Source organism: Microbacterium sp. MEC084 (genome assembly GCF_004514465.2).
In the GTDB taxonomy this organism is placed as follows: domain Bacteria; phylum Actinomycetota; class Actinomycetes; order Actinomycetales; family Microbacteriaceae; genus Microbacterium.
In genome coordinates this window covers 172,664-193,215 of record NZ_MYFP02000001.1, presented here as the reverse complement: position 1 = coordinate 193,215, position 20,552 = coordinate 172,664, and the positions used below count along the sequence as shown (strand labels likewise).

At 70.1% G+C, this 20,552-nt stretch carries 15 protein-coding genes and 3 pseudogenes; 14 read left to right on the top strand and 4 right to left on the bottom strand.

The features are described from left to right. The first annotated feature begins 12 nt into the window (after positions 1-12). From B5M43_RS00925 to B5M43_RS00895, 7 genes and pseudogenes are all read left to right on the top strand, one after another. On the top strand, positions 13-234 hold the full coding sequence (locus B5M43_RS00925) for a hypothetical protein (RefSeq protein WP_055989295.1): 222 nt from the start codon (positions 13-15) through the stop codon (positions 232-234). Between the two features lie 97 nt (positions 235-331). Next, positions 332-1,669 carry a type I glutamate--ammonia ligase gene (gene glnA / locus B5M43_RS00920; protein WP_055989292.1) on the top strand — a complete coding sequence of 446 codons (1,338 nt, stop codon included), beginning with the start codon at positions 332-334 and terminating at the stop codon, positions 1,667-1,669. Positions 1,670-1,679: 10 nt separating this feature from the next. Continuing rightward, on the top strand, positions 1,680-4,682 hold the full coding sequence (locus B5M43_RS00915; protein ID WP_134744937.1) for a bifunctional [glutamine synthetase] adenylyltransferase/[glutamine synthetase]-adenylyl-L-tyrosine phosphorylase: 3,003 nt from the start codon (positions 1,680-1,682) through the stop codon (positions 4,680-4,682). A 607-nt stretch (positions 4,683-5,289) separates the two neighbouring features. Beyond that, positions 5,290-5,730: pseudogene (locus tag B5M43_RS15425) on the top strand (hypothetical protein); the annotation flags it as partial. Positions 5,731-6,241: 511 nt separating this feature from the next. Further along, positions 6,242-6,610: a hypothetical protein gene (locus B5M43_RS00905; protein WP_167626736.1), complete on the top strand. Its 369-nt coding sequence runs from the start codon at positions 6,242-6,244 to the stop codon at positions 6,608-6,610. A gap of 30 nt (positions 6,611-6,640) precedes the next feature. Next, positions 6,641-6,913 carry a hypothetical protein gene (locus tag B5M43_RS00900; RefSeq protein WP_134744935.1) on the top strand — a complete coding sequence of 91 codons (273 nt, stop codon included), beginning with the start codon at positions 6,641-6,643 and terminating at the stop codon, positions 6,911-6,913. 19 nt (positions 6,914-6,932) lie between these two features. Beyond that, positions 6,933-7,571 carry a hypothetical protein gene (locus B5M43_RS00895; protein WP_134744934.1) on the top strand — a complete coding sequence of 213 codons (639 nt, stop codon included), beginning with the start codon at positions 6,933-6,935 and terminating at the stop codon, positions 7,569-7,571. Between the two features lie 371 nt (positions 7,572-7,942). On the opposite strand, the gene B5M43_RS00890 is transcribed toward B5M43_RS00895, so the two are convergent. Continuing rightward, complete coding sequence (locus B5M43_RS00890; protein WP_167626735.1) at positions 7,943-9,400, bottom strand: aldehyde dehydrogenase (NADP(+)); 1,458 nt, start codon at positions 9,398-9,400, stop codon at positions 7,943-7,945. A gap of 83 nt (positions 9,401-9,483) precedes the next feature. On the opposite strand from B5M43_RS00890, the gene B5M43_RS00885 reads away from it, so the two are divergent. From B5M43_RS00885 to B5M43_RS00865, 5 genes and pseudogenes are all read left to right on the top strand, one after another. Continuing rightward, positions 9,484-10,260: an IclR family transcriptional regulator gene (locus tag B5M43_RS00885; RefSeq protein WP_134744932.1), complete on the top strand. Its 777-nt coding sequence runs from the start codon at positions 9,484-9,486 to the stop codon at positions 10,258-10,260. 170 nt (positions 10,261-10,430) lie between these two features. Beyond that, complete coding sequence (locus B5M43_RS00880; protein ID WP_205829435.1) at positions 10,431-11,510, top strand: zinc-binding dehydrogenase; 1,080 nt, start codon at positions 10,431-10,433, stop codon at positions 11,508-11,510. 55 nt (positions 11,511-11,565) lie between these two features. Then, positions 11,566-12,894 (top strand): MFS transporter, encoded by a 1,329-nt coding sequence (locus tag B5M43_RS00875; RefSeq protein ID WP_134744931.1) that lies wholly within the window; start codon positions 11,566-11,568, stop codon positions 12,892-12,894. Then, positions 12,887-13,675, top strand: coding sequence for an HpcH/HpaI aldolase/citrate lyase family protein (locus B5M43_RS00870; protein WP_134744930.1), 789 nt, complete (start codon positions 12,887-12,889; stop codon positions 13,673-13,675). The genes B5M43_RS00875 and B5M43_RS00870 overlap by 8 nt, the downstream gene beginning before the upstream one ends. A gap of 114 nt (positions 13,676-13,789) precedes the next feature. Beyond that, positions 13,790-14,188 (top strand): annotated as a pseudogene (locus B5M43_RS00865) (heme-binding protein). Between the two features lie 29 nt (positions 14,189-14,217). On the opposite strand, the pseudogene B5M43_RS00860 reads toward B5M43_RS00865, so the two are convergent. Beyond that, a pseudogene (locus B5M43_RS00860) lies at positions 14,218-15,888 on the bottom strand (IS3 family transposase); the annotation flags it as partial. A gap of 361 nt (positions 15,889-16,249) precedes the next feature. Then, complete coding sequence (gene glnA / locus B5M43_RS00855; protein ID WP_134744928.1) at positions 16,250-17,674, bottom strand: type I glutamate--ammonia ligase; 1,425 nt, start codon at positions 17,672-17,674, stop codon at positions 16,250-16,252. A 159-nt stretch (positions 17,675-17,833) separates the two neighbouring features. Here glnA (B5M43_RS00855) and B5M43_RS00850 point away from each other — a divergent pair, with 159 nt between their 5' ends. Continuing rightward, the gene (locus tag B5M43_RS00850) at positions 17,834-18,235 is read left to right on the top strand and encodes an RDD family protein (RefSeq protein ID WP_134744927.1); all 402 of its coding nucleotides are present in this window, start codon (positions 17,834-17,836) and stop codon (positions 18,233-18,235) included. Positions 18,236-18,295: 60 nt separating this feature from the next. Here the strand turns inward: B5M43_RS00850 and B5M43_RS00845 are convergent, their stop codons facing one another. Next, the gene (locus B5M43_RS00845) at positions 18,296-19,003 is read right to left on the bottom strand and encodes a DUF4191 family protein (RefSeq protein ID WP_055989279.1); all 708 of its coding nucleotides are present in this window, start codon (positions 19,001-19,003) and stop codon (positions 18,296-18,298) included. Positions 19,004-19,145: 142 nt separating this feature from the next. Here B5M43_RS00845 and B5M43_RS00840 point away from each other — a divergent pair, with 142 nt between their 5' ends. Then, a complete protein-coding gene (locus B5M43_RS00840) occupies positions 19,146-20,501 on the top strand; it encodes a hypothetical protein (protein ID WP_134744926.1) in 1,356 nt (451 codons plus the stop codon). Positions 20,502-20,552: the final 51 nt, after the last annotated feature.

Here is a 20,552-nt window from a genome sequence, read left to right as displayed (position 1 = left end):
AGGATCAGGGGCATGAGCACCTCGGAGACGCCCGACGAGATCGAGAGCAAGTACTGGTACAACATGCGCACCGGCGAGGTCGAGCACGGGCCCGAGTCGCCCGCGATCGATCGCGTGGGCCCGTTCGACACCGCGGAGGAGGCGCGCAACGCCCCGCAGCTGCTGCAGACGCGGTCCAAGGCCTGGGCCGAGGACGAGGAGCGCGAGCGCGGCTGGGGCGCGGGCACGCCCTGACCCCCGGCGGGGCCGTGTCGAGCGGGGCCGGGTCCCTTCTGACCACTAGGCTGGGCGAGCGGGAACGCCCGTCTATATCGCCTCCAGAGGGGACACGATGGACAAGCAGAGGGACTTCGTGCTGCGCACGATCGAGGAGCGCGGCGTCAAGTTCGTGCGTCTGTGGTTCACGGACGTGGTCGGCACGCTGAAGTCGGTCGCGATCGCGCCGGCCGAGGTCGAGGGCGCCTTCAGCGAGGGCATCGGCTTCGACGGCTCCGCGATCGAGGGACTGACCCGCACGTACGAGTCCGACCTGCTCGCCCACCCGGATCCCACGACCTTCCAGACGCTGCCGTGGCGCGGCGAGGTCGATCCGACCGCCCGCATGTTCTGCGACCTCACCACCCCCGATGGGCAGCCGGCGGTCGCGGATCCGCGCAACGTGCTCAAGCGCACGCTCGCCAAGGCCGCGGACGCGGGCTTCACGTTCTACACGCACCCCGAGATCGAGTTCTACCTGTTCAAGTCGTCCACGCCCGGCCCCGACGGCCTGGAGCCGGTCGACCACGCGGGCTACTTCGACAACGTCCCCGGCGGCACGGCGCACGACTTCCGCCGCCGCTCGGTGCGGATGCTCGAGGACCTCGGCATCTCGGTGGAGTACAGCCACCACGAGGGCGGCCCTGGCCAGAACGAGATCGATCTGCGCTACGCCGACGGCCTGACCATGGCGGACAACATCATGACCTTCCGCACCGTGGTCAAGGAGGTGGCGATCGAGCAGGGCGTGCACGCCACGTTCATGCCCAAGCCCCTCGCCGGCCAGCCGGGCAGCGGCATGCACACGCACATGTCGCTGTTCGAGGGCGACGTCAACGCCTTCTACGAGGAGGGCGCGCAGTACCAGCTCTCGCAGACCGGACGTCGCTTCATCGCGGGCCTGCTGCGCCACGCGAACGAGATCGCCGCCGTCACCAACCAGTTCGTCAACTCGTACAAGCGCCTGTGGGGCGGCGACGAGGCGCCGAGCTACGTGACCTGGGGTCACAACAACCGCTCGGCGCTCGTGCGCGTGCCGCTGTACAAGCCGGGCAAGAGCCAGTCGGCGCGCATCGAGCACCGCGGCGTCGACTCCGCCGCCAACCCGTACCTGGCCTACGCCCTCATGCTGGCGGCGGGCCTGAAGGGAATCGAGGAGGGCTACGAGCTGCCCGCCGAGGCCGAGGACAACGTGTGGGCCCTCACGCCGGGGGAGCGCCGTGCGCTCGGCTACCAGCCGCTGCCGGCCAGCCTCGACGACGCGATCGAGCACATGGAGGAGAGCGAGCTGGTCGCCGAGACGCTCGGCGAGCAGGTCTTCAGCTACGTGCTCAGCAACAAGCGCCGCGAGTTCGAGCAGTACCGCGCGCAGGTCACGCAGTTCGAGCTGAGTCACAGCCTCGACATCATCTGAATCGGCGCGCATGAGCAGCCGCGACCGCACGTCGTTCCTCACGGATCTCGCGCGCCTCGGCTTCGCGCACCTCGACGAGGCCGAGACGCAGCTCGCCGAGCTGGGCGGGCTCGTCGGGCTCGAACGCGACGCTCTGCTGACGGACGCTGCGCGCGCGGCCGATCCGGATGAGGCACTCGCGGGGCTGGTGCGGATCGCCCGCCGGCGGGCGGAGAGCGTGCGCGACGTGCTCGCGCACCCGCGGGGACGCGAGGTCGCGTGGCGGCTCCTCGGCGCCTCACGGGGCTTCGCGGACTTCTACCTGCGCCGGCCCGATCGCCTGGCCGAGCTGCCGTCGGCGGGCATGCAGCTGCCCTCCCGCGAGGCGCTGCGCTCCGCGCTCCTCGAGGCGGTCGGCGCCGACGACGACGGCTTCGCGTCCTCGGGCGACGACGCAGCCTGGGTGAGCCTGCGCGTCGCGTACCGCGCGCAGCTGGCGGGCATCGCGGCGTACGACCTCATGCATCCGGAGCCCGTGAGCGTGGTCGACGTCGTGACGGCGGCGCTGGCGGATGCCGCGGGCGCGGCGCTCGAGGCGTCGCTCGCGATCGCGCGCACCAAGGTGTCCGCGGCCGCGGGGGGCTTCGGCGGCGGATTCCCGCGTGACGACGTGGCGCGCACGCGCCTCGTGATCATCGGCATGGGCAAGTCGGGCGCCCGGGAGCTGAACTACGTCAGCGACGTCGACGTCATCTTCGTGGGCGAGCCCGCGGACGGCTCCGAGCTCACCGAGGGGCGCGCGATCGACATCGCGACGCGCCTGGCCATCCAGACCATGCGGGGGATCGACGGCATCGAGGCCGAGCCGCCGCTGTGGGAGGTGGACCCGAACCTGCGCCCCGAGGGCAAGCAGGGCGCGCTCGTGCGCACGCTGGAGTCGCACATCGCGTATTACGACCGGTGGGCCAAGAGCTGGGAGTTCCAGGCGCTCCTCAAGGCGCGCCCGCTCGCGGGCGATCACGAGCTGGGTGAGGCGTACGTCGCCGCCACCCAGCCGAAGGTGTGGGCGAGCGCCGGCCGGGAGGACTTCGTCGACAGCGTCCAGCGGATGCGCGAGCGCGTCATGGAGCACATCCCGCCAGCCGACGTGCCGTTGCAGGTCAAGCTCGGCCCGGGCGGCATCCGCGACATCGAGTTCGCGGTGCAGCTGCTGCAGCTCGTGCACGGCCGCACGGACGAGTCGGTGCGCCACCGGGGCACGCTTCCCGCGATCGACGCGCTCGAGGCCGGCGGCTACATCGGCCGCGCCGAGGCCGCCGTGTTCGCGCGCGACTACCGCACGCTGCGCCTCCTGGAGCACCGCCTGCAGCTCGCCGGGCTCACGCGCACGCACCTGATGCCGCGCACGGAGGAGGGCCTGCGTGCGCTCGCGCGGGCCACCGGTCTCGCCGACTCGGCCGACGGCATCCAGACGGTGTGGGAGGACGTCAAGCGCGAGGTGCGCGAGGTGCACGTGCGCCTGTTCTACCGGCCCCTGCTGGGGGCCGTGGCGCGCCTTCCGGAGGACGAGGGCAGCCTGACCACGGAGCAGGCGCGCGACCGCCTCGCGGCGATCGGCTTCCGCGAGCCCGCCGTCGCGCTGCGCCACATCGGCGCGGTGACCAGCGGCCTCAGCCGCAAGGCGACCATCCAGAAGCACCTCATGCCCGTCATGCTCCGGATGTTCGCGGACGGCGCGGATCCGGACTACGGGCTGGTGGCGTTCCGCCGGATCAGCGAGCGACTGGGGGACACGCCGTGGTTCCTCCGGATGCTGCGCGACTCGTCGGGCGCGGCCGAGCGCCTGACGCGGCTCCTGTCGGCCTCGCGGTACGTCGGCGAGCTCATGGAGTGGATCCCCGAGTCGGTCGCGTGGCTCGACAGCGACGATCAGCTGCTGCCGCGACCGGGCGCCTCCCTCGAGGAGGAGGCGCGCGCCATCCAGACCCGCCACGCGACGATCGAGGACGCCATGCGCTCGGTGCGGGCCCTGCGCCGCCGCGAGATGCTGCGCACCGCGATGGGCGCCGTGCTCGGCGTGACGACGATCGACCAGCTGAGCCATGCGCTCACCACGATCACGGAGGTGACGCTGCAGGCGACCCTCCGCGCGGTCCGCCGCGAGATCGTGCCGCCCGAGGACGCGGGCCTGGACTTCGCGATCATCGGCATGGGCCGGTTCGGCGGCGCCGAGCTCGGCTTCGGATCCGACGCCGACGTGCTGTACGTGTACCGTCCCGAGGACGTCGAGCCGCACCGCGCCGAGGCGCTCGCGCTCAAGATCGTCGCCGAGGTGCGCCGCGTGTCGGAGGACTTCCGCCTGCCGCTCGACCTCGACGCCGACCTGCGCCCCGAGGGACGCAAGGGCCCGATCGTCCGGTCGCTGGACGCCTATGCCGCGTACTACCGGCGCTGGTCCCTGTCCTGGGAGGCGCAGGCGCTGCTGCGTGCGCGGGGCGTCGCGGGGTCGGTGAAGCTGATCGCGGCGTTCACGGAGCTCGCCGACGACGTGCGCTACCCGGAGCGCGCCGAGCAGCAGGCCCTGCGCGAGATCAAGCGGATCAAGGCGCGCGTGGAGACCGAGCGGCTGCCGCACCGCGTCGACCCGACCCGGCATCTCAAGCTCGGCCCGGGCGGGCTGAGCGACGTCGAGTGGCTCGTGCAGCTCCTGCAGCTGCAGCACGCGCACGCGGTGCCGGGGCTGCGCACCACGTCGACCCTGGACGCCCTCCAGGCCGCCGTCGAGGCCGACCTCGTGGGGGAGGAGGACGCCTCCCGCCTGCGCGCCGCGTGGCTGCTCGCGGCGCGCCTGCGGTCGGCCAACACGCTGCTGTCGGGTCAGACCAGCGACGTCCTGCCCACCGACCGTCGCCTGCTCGACGGCATCGGCCGGATCCTGGAGTACCCGCCGCACAGCGCCACGCAGGTGGAGCAGGACTGGCTCGGCACGGCGCGCCGCGCGCGCCGCGTCTTCGACCGCCTCTTCTACGGCTGACACCGCGACGCCGCGCTGACACCGCGACGCCGCGCTGACACCGCGACGCCGCGCTGACACCGCGACGCCGCGCTGAGACCGCTGCGGTCACCCGCTGTGTCGGCGCGGCGTTGCAGTCCGCGCGACGGCGGAGGCCCCGCCACCTCGGAAGGTGACGGGGCCTCGTGCGGCTCGGATCAGACGCTGTAGTACAGCTCGGCTTTAGGATCTGAGATTCGGAGGGTGTTCCACAGGATCGTACTCCCTTGTAACTCAGGGAAGTGCGATGCTGAGCATGGGGTGGGTCGCTGCTGCGGCTGTCCGAGAACCTGTCCGTCTTGCCGATTCTTGGCCGTCCTACGGGTCTTCCTGGGGGTCCACGGGAGGTGCCGCCTACCTGTTTAATATGAGCGCCGACCGCCCCCGCCTCTGGACTGCCCAGGAGCTTGCCGACTATACGGGCATCCCCATCAGGACGCTCGCTGACTGGCGGACGGAGCGCGCGCAGCCGAGGTCTCGGATTGCCGTTCGTCGCACTCTCGGCGCACAACGTCCGCTACCGCGATGAGGATATCGAGGCGTTCATCGCAGGGCGGATCGTGGCTCCGATGGATAGGGCGGCCGACTGATGGCGCGGCCGAAGCGCGCGCTCGGCGAACTCGGAAAGGTGACCTACACCGTTGAAGGGAGCGGTCTGGTCATCGCACGAGGACGCGTCCACGACGGCAACGGGCGCGAGCGTCGTCCGAGCGGCAGCGGAGCGATCGAAGCCGAGGCGCTGGCCGCATTGCAGGAAGCGGCCGATGTTGCCGTGGGTCGAGTCCTGGCACGACGCACGCAGCTCATGACCGTCGCGGAGTTGGCGACGGCGTGGCTGAAGACGGCGTATCACGACGACGACCCGCGAGTGCTGCGCCAACGCCGCGAGCAGACCGTCGATGGCTACGCATCGGTGGTCCGAGCGCATGTCACCCCGCGCGCCGGAGCCATCCGTATCGCCGACATCACCGCTGATCGCGCCGACGGGCTGCTCATGGACATCGCACGGGAGAAGTCGGTGACGACCGCGAACAAGGTTCGTAACGTGATGTCGCTCATGTTCGATTGGGCGATCCAGCAGGGACATTTCTCGGCTGCCGGGTCGATCCAGCAGACACGGTACGGAGCGGTCGTCGTGGCGAACCCCATCCGTGCGACCCGGCGAGCGGATGAGCCGAACACGGTGTACTTCGAACTTGACGCGGTGCAGGTCAAGTACATCCTCCGCCTCATCCGCGACGTGTGGCCGGAGCGACACCGGGCGCGGTATCCGGTGGGCCGCCGGCCCAACTACAAGCTGCTCGCCGACTACATCCTCATCACGCTCGGCACTTCCGAGAGAACAGCGGAGCCGATTGCGATCCGGTTCCAGGACGTGCGGTTCGAGGCGGTGGAGCAGCCGGATGGAAGCCTCACGATGGAGGCGCTCGTCTGGGTCGGGGGGACGATGGTTCGCACGAAGTCCCGCGGCCTGTTCCGCCAGGACTCGCCCAAGGCGGAGCGGCAGAAGTTGGGTTCGCGTTCCGAAGTTCGCCGCCAAGGTGCTGAGCGAGCTCGTCGCCAGCCACGTTCCCGATCCCGAACGGAATCCCGACGACGTGCTGTTCATCACCGAGCGCGGCCGTCCGCGCGACCCCAGCGCAGTCGGCGAGCTGCTACGGATGTTCCGCCGCGAGTTCAAGCCGGAACTCTTGGCTATCGGGGTCGACGCCGAGTACCTCACCTTCCGCAGCCTCCGCAAGGCCGTCGCCGCGGCGGTATCGAACACGGCCGGCGTCGAGGTCGCACGCGATCTGCTCGGGCAAAGTGACGCGGCGATCACCGAAGGCCACTACGCGAAGCGCCCCGACCTCATTGTCGAAATCGCGGCCGACGCGCTCGATGAGGTGTTCGCGGGCATTGACGCATGAAAGGCCGCGAAGAGGGAGAACTGACAACGCATGATTGTGAGCAACTACGAGCCGCTGCTGCGCACGTTCGTCGACGACAACGCTGCGGCTCTCACCACCCGGGGTGTCGATGTGGACGACTTCACGACACACCTGTATCGACGCACGACGGCGACATTCGTCGAGCGCCCCGCCGGAATCAGACTCGCTTCGCGGCTGCTCGGCCACGCGAACGAGCAGATCACGCGCGCGAGCTACGTCGTCCGCACCGTCGAAGTCGACCCGATCACGATCGACATCCTCGACGAAGTTCTCGGATCCTGACAGGCAGGGAAGGTGCAACATGCGAACAGGGCGACCGCCGCTCGAATTCGGCACACACGGCACGATCACCACACGCTCCGTCGGCACTGGGCGCACATGCGCCATCGCGCGACTACGGCTGTGGGATGGAGAACTCCACCGAGTCACAGCCACCGCAGACAACGCGACGGACGCCCGCGCACGGCTGGAACTCCGAATCGCGGAGCGACTCCGGCTGTCGGAGCTCGATGCCTGGCGTTATCTCACTCCCGACGACCCCTTCGACGAACTCGCCTATATGTGGCTCGGCGACCTCGCGTGGCTCTCTGATGTGAGCGAGGCTACATACGCGCGGTGTGAACGGCTGGTTCGAACGCAGCTCACGCCGGCGTTCGGCGATTTGACGATCGGCGAGATCACCGCGGACTGGATCGAACATCACTTGGCTGCTCAGCGGGCCGCATCAGAGGAGGCCGCCGCCTCCTCGCGGGACGCGATCCAGTTGCTTCTCGACTTTGCGGTCGGCGAGGGCGTGATCCGCTCGAACCCGATGGAGGTTGCGGCGGCAGATGGAGTGCCTGGGCGTCTCGGCGATCTGAGCGTCTACAGGGAGCTCGTTCGTGGACGCATAGAGCTGCGCCGCGACGACCGTCGGCGCGATGTGGGACATGACCGCTGACGGAGCTCCTCGCGGAGGGCGCGGCTTCCCCGACACGGGCGCGCGCCGACCTCGGCAATGAAGCGCCAGCCGCTCCTTTAGCGCATCACGAGAATTGAACCGGCATCAGGGGGTCAGGGGTTCGAGTCCCCTCAGGTCCACCAATGTGATGTCTCGCGACATATGTCTCCCGGGCAACCCAACTCAGATGTCGCCTACCGATGCGGCAGACCCATCCGGGTTGGCTGGCAGGATTCGGCAACGATGGGCCGCCAAGCGCAGACGGCGCGACATGCGGCGACCTTCAGCTACCACCACCGTCATCGCACAGCGGCCGGTCAGGAGCGCTTCCGAGCCGTATGACACGTCGCGTCAGTCGCGCGTCGATCTCGTCAACCGTCGATCGACTGCGGCAGGCCCAGCGGGTTGCCGTCGCGGAGCGCCTCAGGCAGGAGCGCGTCGGGGAAGTTCTGGAACGCGACCGGGCGTAGGAAGCGCGTGATCGACGCGGTGCCGACGGCGGTCGTGCCTGAGGCCGTGGTGGCCGGGTACGGGCCGCCGTGCTGCTGCGCATAGGTGACCGAGACTCCCGTGGGCCACTGGTTCCAGAGCACGCGGCCGGCCCTGTCGGCCAGCGCAGGCACCAGGGTGCGGGCGAGCTCGAGGTCGCCCTCCACCTCGTCGGCGACGATCGTCGCAGTCAACTGGCCCTCGAGGCTCCGCGCGATCGGCGCGAGCTCGGCCGGGTCGGCGTACGTGACGACGAGCCCGACCGGACCGAAGACCTCTGTGATCAGGCCCTCCGGGTCGGCCAGCACCGCGTCCGCCGTCGTCTGCAGCAGCGTCGCCTCGGGCTCGGCCGTGCGGCTGGCCGCGCCCTCGCGCAGCACCGACACCGCGCCATGCTCGGCCACCGACTCGAGGGTGGCGACGAAGCCGCTCGCGATGCGGTCGTTCAGCAGCGGTGCAGGGCCCGGCACCGCCGCGTCGAGCAGCGCGTCGATCACGGGCGAGCCCTCAGGCACGAACAACACGCCCGGCTTCGTGCACAGCTGCCCCTGGCTGCCGGTGATCGAAGCCAGGTAGCCCTCCGCGATCTCCACCGGACGGGCCGCCGCAGCAGCCGGCGCGACGAACGCCGGGTTGACGCTGCCGAGCTCGCCATAGAAGGGGATCGGCTCCGGCCGCGCGTTCGCGATGTCGAACAGTGCGCGGCCAGCCGGGATCGAGCCCGTGAACGACGCCGCCTTGATCAACGGATGCTTGAGCGCCTCGACACCGTTCTCGGTGCCGTGCACGACCTCGAGCAGACCCTCCGGCGCACCCGCGGCGACCGCCGCCTCCTGCACGACCCGTGCCGTCGCATCCGACAGTCGCGGGTGGCCCGAGTGCGCCTTCACCAGCACCGCATTGCCCGCAGCGAGCGCCGCCGCGGTGTCGCCACCGGCGACCGAGAAAGCGAACGGGAAGTTGCTGGCTGCGAAGTTCAGCACCGGGCCGATCGGGATCAGCATGCGGCGCAGGTCAGGACGGGGGGCACCCATCGGCCACTCCGCGTCCGGCCGGTCGATACGCACGTCGAAGCATGCGCCACGCTCGATTTCGTCCGCGAAGATGCGCAGCTGGAATGTCGTGCGCTTCAGCTCGCCCTGCAGTCGGCCCTCGGCCAGCGCCGTCTCCTCCTGCGCGATCGCGATCAGCTCGGCACCCGCGGCATCCAACGCATCCGCGATCGCGCGGATCACCCGCGCACGCTCCGCATACGGGGTGGCAGCCCAGACGGCGGATGCGGCAGCGACACGGGAGACCAGCTGGTCAGTCGTGAGGGTGGGCGTCGCGTTCTCAGTCATCGGGTCCTCCTGCAGTGTTCGGGCGTGCGGCAGCATCGCCGCAGCACCTCCATTGATTCCACACCTGGGGGTAGACTGCCGCCATGAGTTCCGATGAGCGGAACACTCCGCGATCGATGATCGGGCGTGTGGCGGCCGTGCTGGGCGTCTTCAGCGGCGAGCGGCCCGTGCTCGGCGTGAATGACATCGCTCGGGAGGCGGGCCTCGCGAAGTCGGTCACCTCGCGCATCGTGAGCGAGCTGGTCGCAGTCGACTTCCTGGAGCGTGCGGACAACGGCGTGCGAGTCGGCATCCGCCTGTTCGAGCTGGGTGAGCTGGCGCAGCGCTCGAAGGAGCTGCGACAGCTTGCGCTCGCCGCGATGGCCGACCTGCGACAGGCGACCGGCATCACCGTGCAGCTCAGCGTCTTGAAGGGCGCCGACCAGGTGTACGTCGATATCCTGCGCGGGCGCGACGCCGACATGGTGATCCGCTCGCGCGTCGGCGGCCGAGTTCCTGCCTACGCGACCGCCGGTGGCAAGGCCGTGCTCGCGCACTCGACCGAGGAGATCGTGCAGCAGGCCATCCCTGCCGCGTTCGAGAAGCTCGGGCCGGGCACGGTCGAGGACGAGGCGGCATTCCGCAGGCAGCTCGCGCAGGTGCGCGCCACCGGCTACTCGCACGAGATCGAGGAATCGAACCCCGGCGTCGAGTGCGTGGCGAGCCCGCTGCTGCGAGCCGACGGCACCCCGATCGCAGCCATCTCCGTCACCGGGCCCGCCGGCCGCATCGACGTGCTCCAGCACGCCACCGCCGTGCGCATCACCGCGCTCGGACTCAGCCGACGCATCCGCGCGAACTCTGCCTTCAGCTCGCTCTGACCGTTCCGTTCATCGGAACCGTAGTTGTCGATCGCGCCGACGCTGGTCTTACGCTGACGCTCGTCATCCGACATCGCCCGCAGCCGAGCGCTGCGGGCTCTGCGTCCCGCACGATCCGGATGGCACCACGACCGATCAACGAGGAGGCGCCTGCGATGAAGGCGATGGTCATGCATGAGACGGGTTCCCCTCTCGTGCTCGAGGAGCTCGACCTCGACCAGCCAGGGCACGGTGAGGTGCGCGTGCGGATCGAGGCGGCCGGCGTCTGCCACAGCGATGTGCACTACATGACCGGCGGCCTGAACGCCCGCACGCCCATCGTGCTCGGCCACGAAGGCGCGGGCATCGTCGAGGAGATCGGCGACGGCGTGACCAACGTCTCGCCGGGCGACAAGGTCGTGCTCATGTGGCGCCCCCGCTGCGGCACCTGCGAGTACTGCCTCACGGGCACCCCGGCGCTCTGCGATCTCGGCAAGGTGCACGGCCAGACCAACGAGCTGCTGCGCGGCGGCACGCGCCTGAGCAAGGACGGCGTGCGCTACCACCACCTGATGGGCGACTCCGTGTTCGCCGAGCGCGCGGTCGTCTCGCACGAGTCGGTCATCGCGATCGACCCCGAGATCCCCTCCGAGATCGCCGCCATCATGGGCTGCGCCGTCATCACCGGCATGGGCACCGTGCTTAACGGCATGCCCGACCTCACGGGAAAGACGGTCGCCATCATCGGCGCCGGCGGCGTGGGCCTCTCTGCCGTGATCGCGGCCAAGCTCGTCGGCGCCGCGCAGATCATCGTCTCCGACATCGTCGCCTCGCGCCTCGAGAAGGCCCGCGAGCTCGGTGCGACCCACACGATCGACTCATCGAGCGAGGACTTCACCGCTCGCGTGCTCGAGCTCACCGACGGCGGCGCGCACTACGTGATGGAGGCCATCGGCCGTCCGGCGACCATCCGCGCCGGGTTCGAGGCGCTGCGCCCCGGCGGCACCGAGATCGTCGTCGGCCTGGGCGCTGTCGGCGAGGAGCTGTCCATCCCCATCAACCTGCTCGTGCAGGGCGACCGCAAGCTCGTCGGCGCGCTCTACGGCTCATCGAACACGCCAGTGCAGCTGCCGGAGCTGCTGCGCCTCTACAAGGCCGGGCGACTCCCGCTCGACCAGCTGCTCGACCAGCGCTTCCCGCTCTCGGAGGCCAATGCTGCCATCGAGCACCTCCGCACCGGCGCCGTGGGGCGCCCCATCCTCGTTCCCTGACACCAACCCTCGCGGCTGCACGCAACGCATCCGCTCTGCTTTCAAAGGAGACAGCATGACCGACACCATCGACGAGAAGCCCTCGTCGGCGCCGACGACCATCGACGTCAGCGCCAAGGATCGCCGCCGGGCCCTCATGGGCAGCGCTGTCGGATCCACCATCGAGTGGTACGACTACTTCCTGTACGGCACGATGGCGACCGCCATCTTCAACCTGCACTTCTTCCCGAGCGAGGACCCGGTGGTGAGCTCGATGCTCGCCTTCGCCTCGTTCGCACTCGCGTTCGTGGTGCGTCCGCTCGGCGGCGTCATCTTCAGCCACGTCGGTGACCGCATCGGCCGCAAGAAGACCCTGGTCATCACGCTGACCCTCATGGGTGTCGCGACGATGCTCATGGGTGTGCTGCCTGACTACGCCGCCATCGGTGTCGCGGCGCCGATCCTCCTGACGCTCCTGCGCCTCGTCCAGGGCCTCGCGCTCGGCGGCGAGTGGGGCGGCGGCCTGCTGCTGGCCGTCGAGTACGCGCCGAAGAACAAGCGCGGCTTCTACGGCTCGGTGCCGCAGATCGGTGCCCTCGCCGGCCTCGCGCTCGGCAACATCGTGACCATTGCCTCGCGCGCCGTCTTCCCCGAGGAGCAGTTCGAGTCGTTCGGCTGGCGAATCCCGTTCCTGCTCTCGGGCGTACTGCTCGTCGTGGGCCTGTGGATCCGCGCACGCATCGACGAGACCCCGTCGTTCCGCAAGGTGCAGGCGGAAGGCACGAAGCAGAAGCTGCCGATCGCGACGGTGCTCAAGCACTACTGGCGCGAGGTGCTGATCTCGACCGGCGCGAAGTTCGTCGAGACGAGCACGTTCTTCATCTTCGCGACCTTCTCGCTGTCGTACGCCACCGGCCTCGGCTACGACTTCGGCGCCATCCTCGGCTTCGTGCTCGTCGGCTCGATCATCGGCATCGGCGGCATGCTGTTCTTCGGTGGCCTCTCCGACAGGATCGGCCGCAAGAAGGTGTTCCTCGGCGGCTCGGTGGCGGTGGCGATCTTCATCTTCCCGTACCTGGCGATGCTCTCGAGCGGCAACCTGTGGCTCGCCGGCACGGCGCTGATCGTCTCGTTCGCGATCGTCTGGCCGATCTACGGCTCGCTCATCGGCACGGTGCTGGCTGAGAACTTCGCCCCCGAGATCCGGTACACGGGTGCCTCGCTCGGCTACCAGATCGGTGCGGCCCTCGTCGGCGGCCCCGCCCCGCTGATCGCGACCGCGCTGCTGGCCGGCTTCGGCGGCAGCTGGATCCCCGTCGCGCTGTTCGTGGTGGCCTGCGCGCTCGTGTCGTTCATCGCGGTGTCGTTCGTCAAGGTGCGCCACAACGAGGAGCTCGATGTCTGAGCAGTCGCTCACCGGGCTGGCCCGGGCACCCCGCGTGGGTGCCTGGGTCACCCTGGATTCACCCGTCGGCACGGAGCAGATCGCTCGATCCGGCTTCGACTACGTCTGCGTGGACGGGCAGCACGGTCTGCTCGGCTACGACGCGCAGGTGCGTGCGCTGCTCGCGGTCTCGGCGGGCGGTGCGACTCCGTTCGCGCGGGTCTCGACGAACTCCGCGGCCGAGATCGGGCGCGTGCTCGACGCCGGCGCGCACGGCGTGATCGTGCCCCTCGTGAACTCGGCGGCTGAAGCCGGCGAGGCAGCCCGTGCGGCCCGCTACCCCACCTCGGGCGGCGTGCGCTCCTACGGGCCCATGCGGCTGGGCTCGCACTTCGGCACCACCCCGAGTGAGACGGATGCGGCAGTCACGGTGCTGGTCATGATCGAGACCGCGGATGGTCTGGCCCACCTGGAGTCGATCCTGGACGTCGACGGGGTGGACGGCGTGTACGTCGGCCCGTACGACCTCTCGCTGGCGCTGGGTGCTCGCGTGCCGTTCGAGGACGCGATCCTGCCTCGCCTGGATGCGGAGCTCGAGCGGATCGCGACGGCCGCAGCCAAGCGCGGGAAGATCGCCGGCGTGCACTGCGCCGACGGCGCCCAGGCTGCCCGCCGTGCCGAGCAGGGCTTCACCTTCATCACCGCTGCAACCGACATCTCGTCACTGCGCGCTGACATGGCGCTGCAGCTCTCGTCTGCGCGCGGCGCGGGCGTTGAGCTCGTCGAAGCTCGCGCTTACTGACGCTGCACAAGGCGCACTCTCTCGTCGTGACGCACGACGACACACAGGTAGTCCCATCCGCTCGTCTGCGAGTGTGGAGGCGCGCCTGACGGCGCACCGACGAGAGGAGCCAGCATGACCGTCAAGCTTGAGGACGCCCGCCGCGTGATCGCCGCCGCCGAGGCCAAGGCCGACGAGATCGGCCAGCCGATGAACGTCGCGGTCGTGGATGCGGGAGGCAACCTGGTCGCGCACGTGCGGCAGGGCGGCGCCTGGGTCGGCAGCGTCGACATCTCCATCAGCAAGGCGTGGACCTCGCGCGCCTTCGACATCTCGACGTAGGACCTGGGCGACAACTCGCAGCCAGGGCAGCAGTTCTTCGGCATCCAGAACACCAACGGCGGCAAGGTCGCCATCTTCGCCGGCGGCATCCCACTGACCCGCGACGGCCAGGTCGTCGGCGCGATCGGCGTCAGCGGCGGCTCGGGCGAGCAGGACCAGGCCGTGGCAGAGGCGGGCGCCGCGGCGCTCTGACCCCAGCGACTCGGGCCTGTCGGTCCGGACTACGAGAGCTGCGCGTCACCGAAGGCTTGGACGCAGGTCGGGCGGCGCCGGTTCGCCTCAGCAGTGGCCGCAAAGAACTCGTCGAACACCCGCTCCTGGCGCGCCTTGCGTGCAGCCTCGCGCATCGCGACGAGTTGGCGCGCGGCGAGCGTGAAGTTGCGGCGATCGGCCACTTCGAGCATCGAGGTGACCAGCTCGCGGTAGATCGGCAACGTGTCGGCCGGATGCGTGCGCGCACGTCGTGCGCACAGCTCACCCCAGCACTGCCCGCCGGTTGCAGCATCGGGGTTGGCGAGCGCAAAGCCCCACGCTTCGTCGTCGCGACCCTCGTGCAGGAGGTGCCCGAGGAAGTCGATCGGATGACGCGCCCGCAACACCGCCTCTGCCGGGTCTTGCTCCGCATCCCACACTCCCAGGTCCTTCGCGATGGAGCGCAGCGCATCGAAGGCGAACGAACCGGGCTGCACCGTCAGTTGACGTCGCCGCAGCTCTCGCGCGGCCTCGGTGTTGCCCGCCTCGAGCTCGTGCTGCACGACGAAGTCGGCGAGGCGGGACGTGCGGAAGTTCACCGGCAGCGCGAGCCCAATGTGCGGGTATCGCAGCGCGGCCTCATGCAGCCCGGCCTCGGTGAGGTCCTCGACAATGCGGAACGCCATCGCGGCATTGCCCGGTTCGCCTCCGTGCGCGACGACGATCTCCTGCTCATCGCGGGCGAGCACCGCGAGGCGCTGCAGCGGGTATCGCCCGTAGTCGCCGAGATCCTGCCTGGCGATGGCGTCGCGGTAGCGGGCGACGCCATCTTCGCCGATGCCGGGAGCGTGAGCGACGATGTCGGGGTCGAGGAAGTCCTGATCGCCCGCGTAGCGGAAGCGGATCAACCACTCGAACATCGCCGATGCCAGTTGCGTTTTCGAGGTCCAGGTCGACCGGTCGAGGAGCTCGCGTAGCATCGTTGACCAGAAGCTCTCGACGAGCGCGTTGTCGACGGATGACGCGACTCGACCCATCGATCCGAGGAGCCCCGCTTGGCGGAGCCGGTGCCCGAAGAGCCAGCTAGTGTATTGCGCTCCTCGGTCTGCGTGGACCACGGTTCCCGGTTCGGGCCGTCGTCGCCAGCGGGCCATCTCGAGCGCATCGACGACGATCTCCGCGGTCATCCGGCCGGAGATCGACCACCCAACGATCCGCCGCGAGTACGCGTCGATCACGGCGGCGCAGTAGACCCACCCGTCGTTCGCGCGATGCTGTGTAATGTCACAGAACCAGAGCCGGTTCGGGGCATCAGCGCGGAACTGCCGCTTCGCGAGGTCCTCATGGGTGGCAGTGTCTGGCTTCCAGCCGCGCCGCTTCCGACGGTGCGAAACGCCCACCAGCCCGCCCAGCCGCATCAACCGGGCGACGCGTTTCCGGCCGACTCGAATGCCAAGTCCGAGCCGCAGCTCGGCGAGCACCCGCGGGGCACCATAGGTCTGGCGTGAGTCGGCGTGGATCCGACGAATCGTGGTCGTCAGCTCAGCATCCGCGACCGCACGCACCGAGAGCGCCCGACCGGCCCATTCGTAATAGCCAGACTTCGAGACGTTCAGGGACCGGCAGGCCACCGCGACGGGGATCCCGTCCGCGGCGAGCTCCTGGACCAGCCGGAACCCTATTTTGGGAGCACGCTCTCCCTGGCGAAATACGCGCTCGCGCGCTTGAGGATCTCGATCTCCACAGGGTTTCCCTGGGCGAGAAGATCCAGGGCTCGACGCCGGAACTCCGGCGGGTGGGCAGCAGGCATCTCACGGACTCCTTCCGAGACGATCATCGCCTCAAAGTTGGTGTCCGGAAAAGCGGGTCAGGCTCCTCTCGCCGTCGTTGCGCGTGAGCGGAAGCCGTCATCCGCACCGTCCGAGAACCTGTCCGTCTATTCCCCGTAGCCGTCCGTAAACGACCAGAGATAGACTGAGCCCCAGACGGCACCTTCCGCCTGGGGCTCAGTAAATTGCTGGCCTCGGAAACCGGGAGTGCGGTCCCCGAGACCCCTCGGAATCAGACGCTGTAGTACAGCTCGAACTCGAACGGGTGCGGACGCTGCTGCATCGGCAGGATCTCGTTCTCGTACTTGTACTCGATCCACGTGTCGATCAGCTCGTCGGTGAAGACGCCGCCTGCGGTGAGGAACTCGCGGTCGTTGCTGAGGGCCTCGAGCGAGTCGAGAAGCGAGTTCGGCACCTGGGGGATGCTCTTCGCCTCCTCGGCCGGCAGCTCGTACAGGTCCTTGTCGACCGGCTCGTGCGGCTCGATGCGGTTCTTGATGCCGTCGATGCCGGCCATCAGCTGCGCCGCGAACGCGAGGTACGGGTTGCCCGACGAGTCCGGCGCACGGAACTCGATGCGCTTGGCCTTCGGGTTCGAGCCCGTGATCGGGATGCGGATGGCCGCCGAGCGGTTGCCCGCCGAGTAGACCAGGTTGACCGGCGCCTCGAAGCCCTTGACCAGGCGGTGGTACGAGTTCAGCGTGGGGTTCGTGAACGCGAGGACGGCGGGGGCGTGCTTCAGAATGCCGCCGATGTACCAGCGGGCGATGTCCGAGAGCTGCGCGTAGCCCTTCTCGTCGTAGAACAGCGGCTTGCCGTCCGACCAGAGCGACTGGTGGGTGTGCATGCCCGAGCCGTTGTCGCCGAAGAGCGGCTTCGGCATGAACGTGGCGGTCTTGCCCCACTGCTCGGCCGTGTTCTTGACGATGTACTTGAACTTCAGGATGTCGTCCGCGGCGTGGACCATCGTGTCGAACTTGTAGTTGATCTCGGCCTGGCCGGCGGTGCCCACCTCGTGGTGCGAGCGCTCGACCTCGAGGCCGACCTCGATCAGCTTCAGCACGATGTCATCGCGGATGTCCGCCTGCTTGTCGACCGGCGAGACCGGGAAGTAGCCGCCCTTGTAGGGGGTCTTGTTGGCGAGGTTGCCACCCTCCTCCTCGCGGCCGGTGTTCCACGCGGCCTCCTCGGAGTCCACCGAGTAGAAGCTCTTGCCCTGCGAGACCTCGTAGCGCACGTCGTCGAAGATGAAGAACTCGGCCTCGGGCGCGAAGAACGCGGTGTCGGCGATGCCGGTCGAGGCGAGGTACTTCTCGGCCTTCTTGGCGACCTGACGCGGGTCCTTCGAGTAGATCTCGCCGTTGCGCGGGTTGTAGATGTCGAACACCATCACGAGGGTCTTGGCCTCGCGGAAGGGGTCGACGTACGCGGTGGTCACGTCGGGGATCAGCTGCATGTCCGACTCGTTGATGTTCGCGAAGCCTCGGATCGAGGAGCCGTCGAACAGCTGGCCGATCGTGAAGAAGTCCTCATCGACGGTGGACGCCGGGATGTTGAAGTGCTGCTGCACGCCGGGAAGGTCGGTGAAGCGGATGTCGAGGAACTTGACATCCTCGTCCTTGATGAACTTCAGCACCTCGGATGAGTCGTTGAACATTGCGGCTCCAGATTGGTGGGACTTCGGGTGGGATCGCCTGGAACACAGGTGACGGCCTGAACCTATAGGCCCGGCATTGCCCGAGGGTGTCCCTCATGTTTCCGGCATGTTACGCGGGCCCCGTGATCCGCGTCGTTCCGCGGCACGTAGGCTGGACGGATGACGTCCTCCACCGCCGACGAGACCTATCCCGGGCAGCGCCTCGGGCTGCCGAGAGAGGGGTCGGGCTCGGTCGCCCGGGTGCCGCGCCGGCTCGCGGGCCTCGCGATCGACTGGCTCGCCGCGGTGGTGATCTCGATCGCCTTCTTCCAGTACGACGCGATCGCGACGATGCTCGTGTTCGCGGTCGTCCAGATCCTGTTCATCCCGACGATCGGCGGCAGCCCCGGCCACCGCCTCGCCGGCATGCGGCTGCAGCTCCAGGGCAGCGGGTGGCCCGGCGTCTGGCGCCCGATCGTCCGGACGCTGCTGCTGGTCCTCGTCATCCCCGCCGTGATCTGGGACGGCGATCAGCGCGGGCTGCACGACCGGGCCGCCGGCACGGTGCTCGTCCGCGCCTGATCCGGACCTCCGGGACGGAAAGAGCCCCCGCCGGCGGCGGGGGCTCTTCGCTCGGAGGCGTCAGCGCGGTCGGGGCGCGCGGGCCTTGGTCGGGTCGATGCCCTTGGGGATCGGCAGCGAGGCGAGCGACTGCGAGACCGACTCGATGCGCTGGACGACGGCGCCCATGGTGGCGCGGTCGATGGCCTTGGGGAGCGCCTTGATGGTCTTGGCGAGGTCCGCGATCGGGACGTCGCCCTCGCCGTGGCCGACGTAGAGCTCGTGCACCGGCACGCCGGTGGCGACGCGGCTGACCTTCATCCGCTCGTCGCGCATCAGGCGCGCGAGGCGGCCGCGCGAGCCCTCGCCGACGATCACGACGCCGCCGCGGCCGACCGCGCGGTACACGGCCTCCTGCGTCTTGGGGTTGACCCCGACGGGCATCTCGCTCGAGCGCCAGCTGCGGCCGAGCATCGTGGAGAGCACGTGGCCGGTCGCGCCGGGCATGCCGTCGATCTTGCGGTACATCGCGCGCGTGGAGATGCGCGTCATGGTCGTCATGGCCGCGAGCGCGCCGAGCATCAGGCCGGCGATGGCCCACAGCAGGATGCCCCACCACGTCGGCTGGAGCAGGACGCCGATCAGGACGCCGACGAGGACGCCCGCGACGAGGATGCCGAGCAGCAGCCACCCGAGCCAGGGGTACACCTCGCGCGTGAAGGTGAACAGGGACCTGATCTGTCGGAAGAATCCGGGCCGCTTCTCGGCCTCGGGGGTGCGTGCTGCCATACGTCAAGAGTACCCAGTGGGATGCGGTGCGCCGACCGTGAGGGCGGCGCGCGACTCGTCCACAGGCCGTCGATCCGGGCGCGTTGCCTCCCGGCGTGGCCGGCGGGGCGAAGGGAATGCGGGGCGGGCGCAGGATGAGGCCATGACCCGCCCGCCGATCGCGCCTCTCGAGCAGCCGCCCGCGTCCTCGGGCACGACCCCCGTCGGATCGCGGGCGCCCGCGCTGACCGACGCGTACCGGCCGATCCGCCGCGTCGAGCCGCCCCTCTCGCCCGTCGCGGGGGTGCTGGCCGCCGCGGGCGATCGACGGGTCGTGCTCGCGGACGCGGTCGAGGCGCGGGACCGCGTCTTCTGCGTGCGGCCCGACCCGCCGCAGCACCTGCTCGCGCCGTGCGACGTCGTCCGGCGCGGGGACGGGCACGACCTCGAGCTGCCCTGGTGCCGGGAGCCCCTGGCGCGGCTGCTCGCGGCGCGCGCGGCGGGTGGCGCGCCGCTGGCCGGGGGTGAGCTCGTGACCCTGGTCGTCAGCCTGCTGCGGGGCGTGCGGGAGGCCTGGGCCGACCAGGCGCCCGAGTCCGAGGGCCCGCGCGGCACGTGGTGGATCGACGACGGGGGCCGGCCGCTGTTCGCGCCCGGATCCGACGACGCCGAGCCGGTGGCCTCGGCCGCCGACGCCGTGATCGCCCAGGCGGCCGAGCACACGCGGGACCGGGTCCTGGTCCGGCTCCTGGAGGAGGGGCGGTCCGCTCTGCAGCGGCCCAGGGCGCTCGCGAGGGCGCTGCCGCAGCTCGAGGACGCCCTGTTCGAGGCGTGCGCCCCGCGCGCGATCGAGCGCGCCGAGGAGAGGGCGGGCGGTCCGCGCGTGGCGGCGCCTCGGACGGCTGTCGAGCTCCGCCCCGCGGGATCCGGGATCCCGGGGCTCATCGAGCGCTTCGGCGACGCCGGGATCGCCGACGCGGTGGGGGATGCGCTCGACCGCACCCGTGCCGCACTCCGCTCCCGCCTCGCGGGCGGGCGGCGCGCACCGCTGCTGGCCGGCGGCGTCGTCGCGGCGCTCGTGCTCGGCGGCGGCCTGCTCTGGCCCGCCGAGCCGGAGCCCGCCGCGGCGCGCGGCGCGTCGGAGCGATCGCCGGCGGCGGCGCCGGGGCCCTCGCCGGATGCGTCGCCGGCGTCCTCGGAGGAGCCTGTCGCGGGGGCGCCCGCTCCTGAGGATCCCGCCGCGGCCGCCGAGCGGCTGCTCGACGAGCTGGCCGAATGCGTCGCGCACGGCGACCCGCTGTGCGCGGGCATCCGCGATGCCGGGGCCGAGCCGCTGCCGCCGGAGGCGCTCGAGACCGCTGCCGGTGCGACGCAGCTCGCACTGCTCGACGACTACGGCGACGTCGCCGTGCTGCGCGCGGACGACCCGGCGGGGGAGCGCGGGTCCTTGCTGCTGCAGCTCGTCCGGCTCGACGGGCGCTGGCTGCTCCGCACGGCGACCCCCATGGCGGCCGGGTGAGGACGGGCGCCGCCCCGAACGACGAGGGGCCCGGCCGCGGATGCGGCCGAG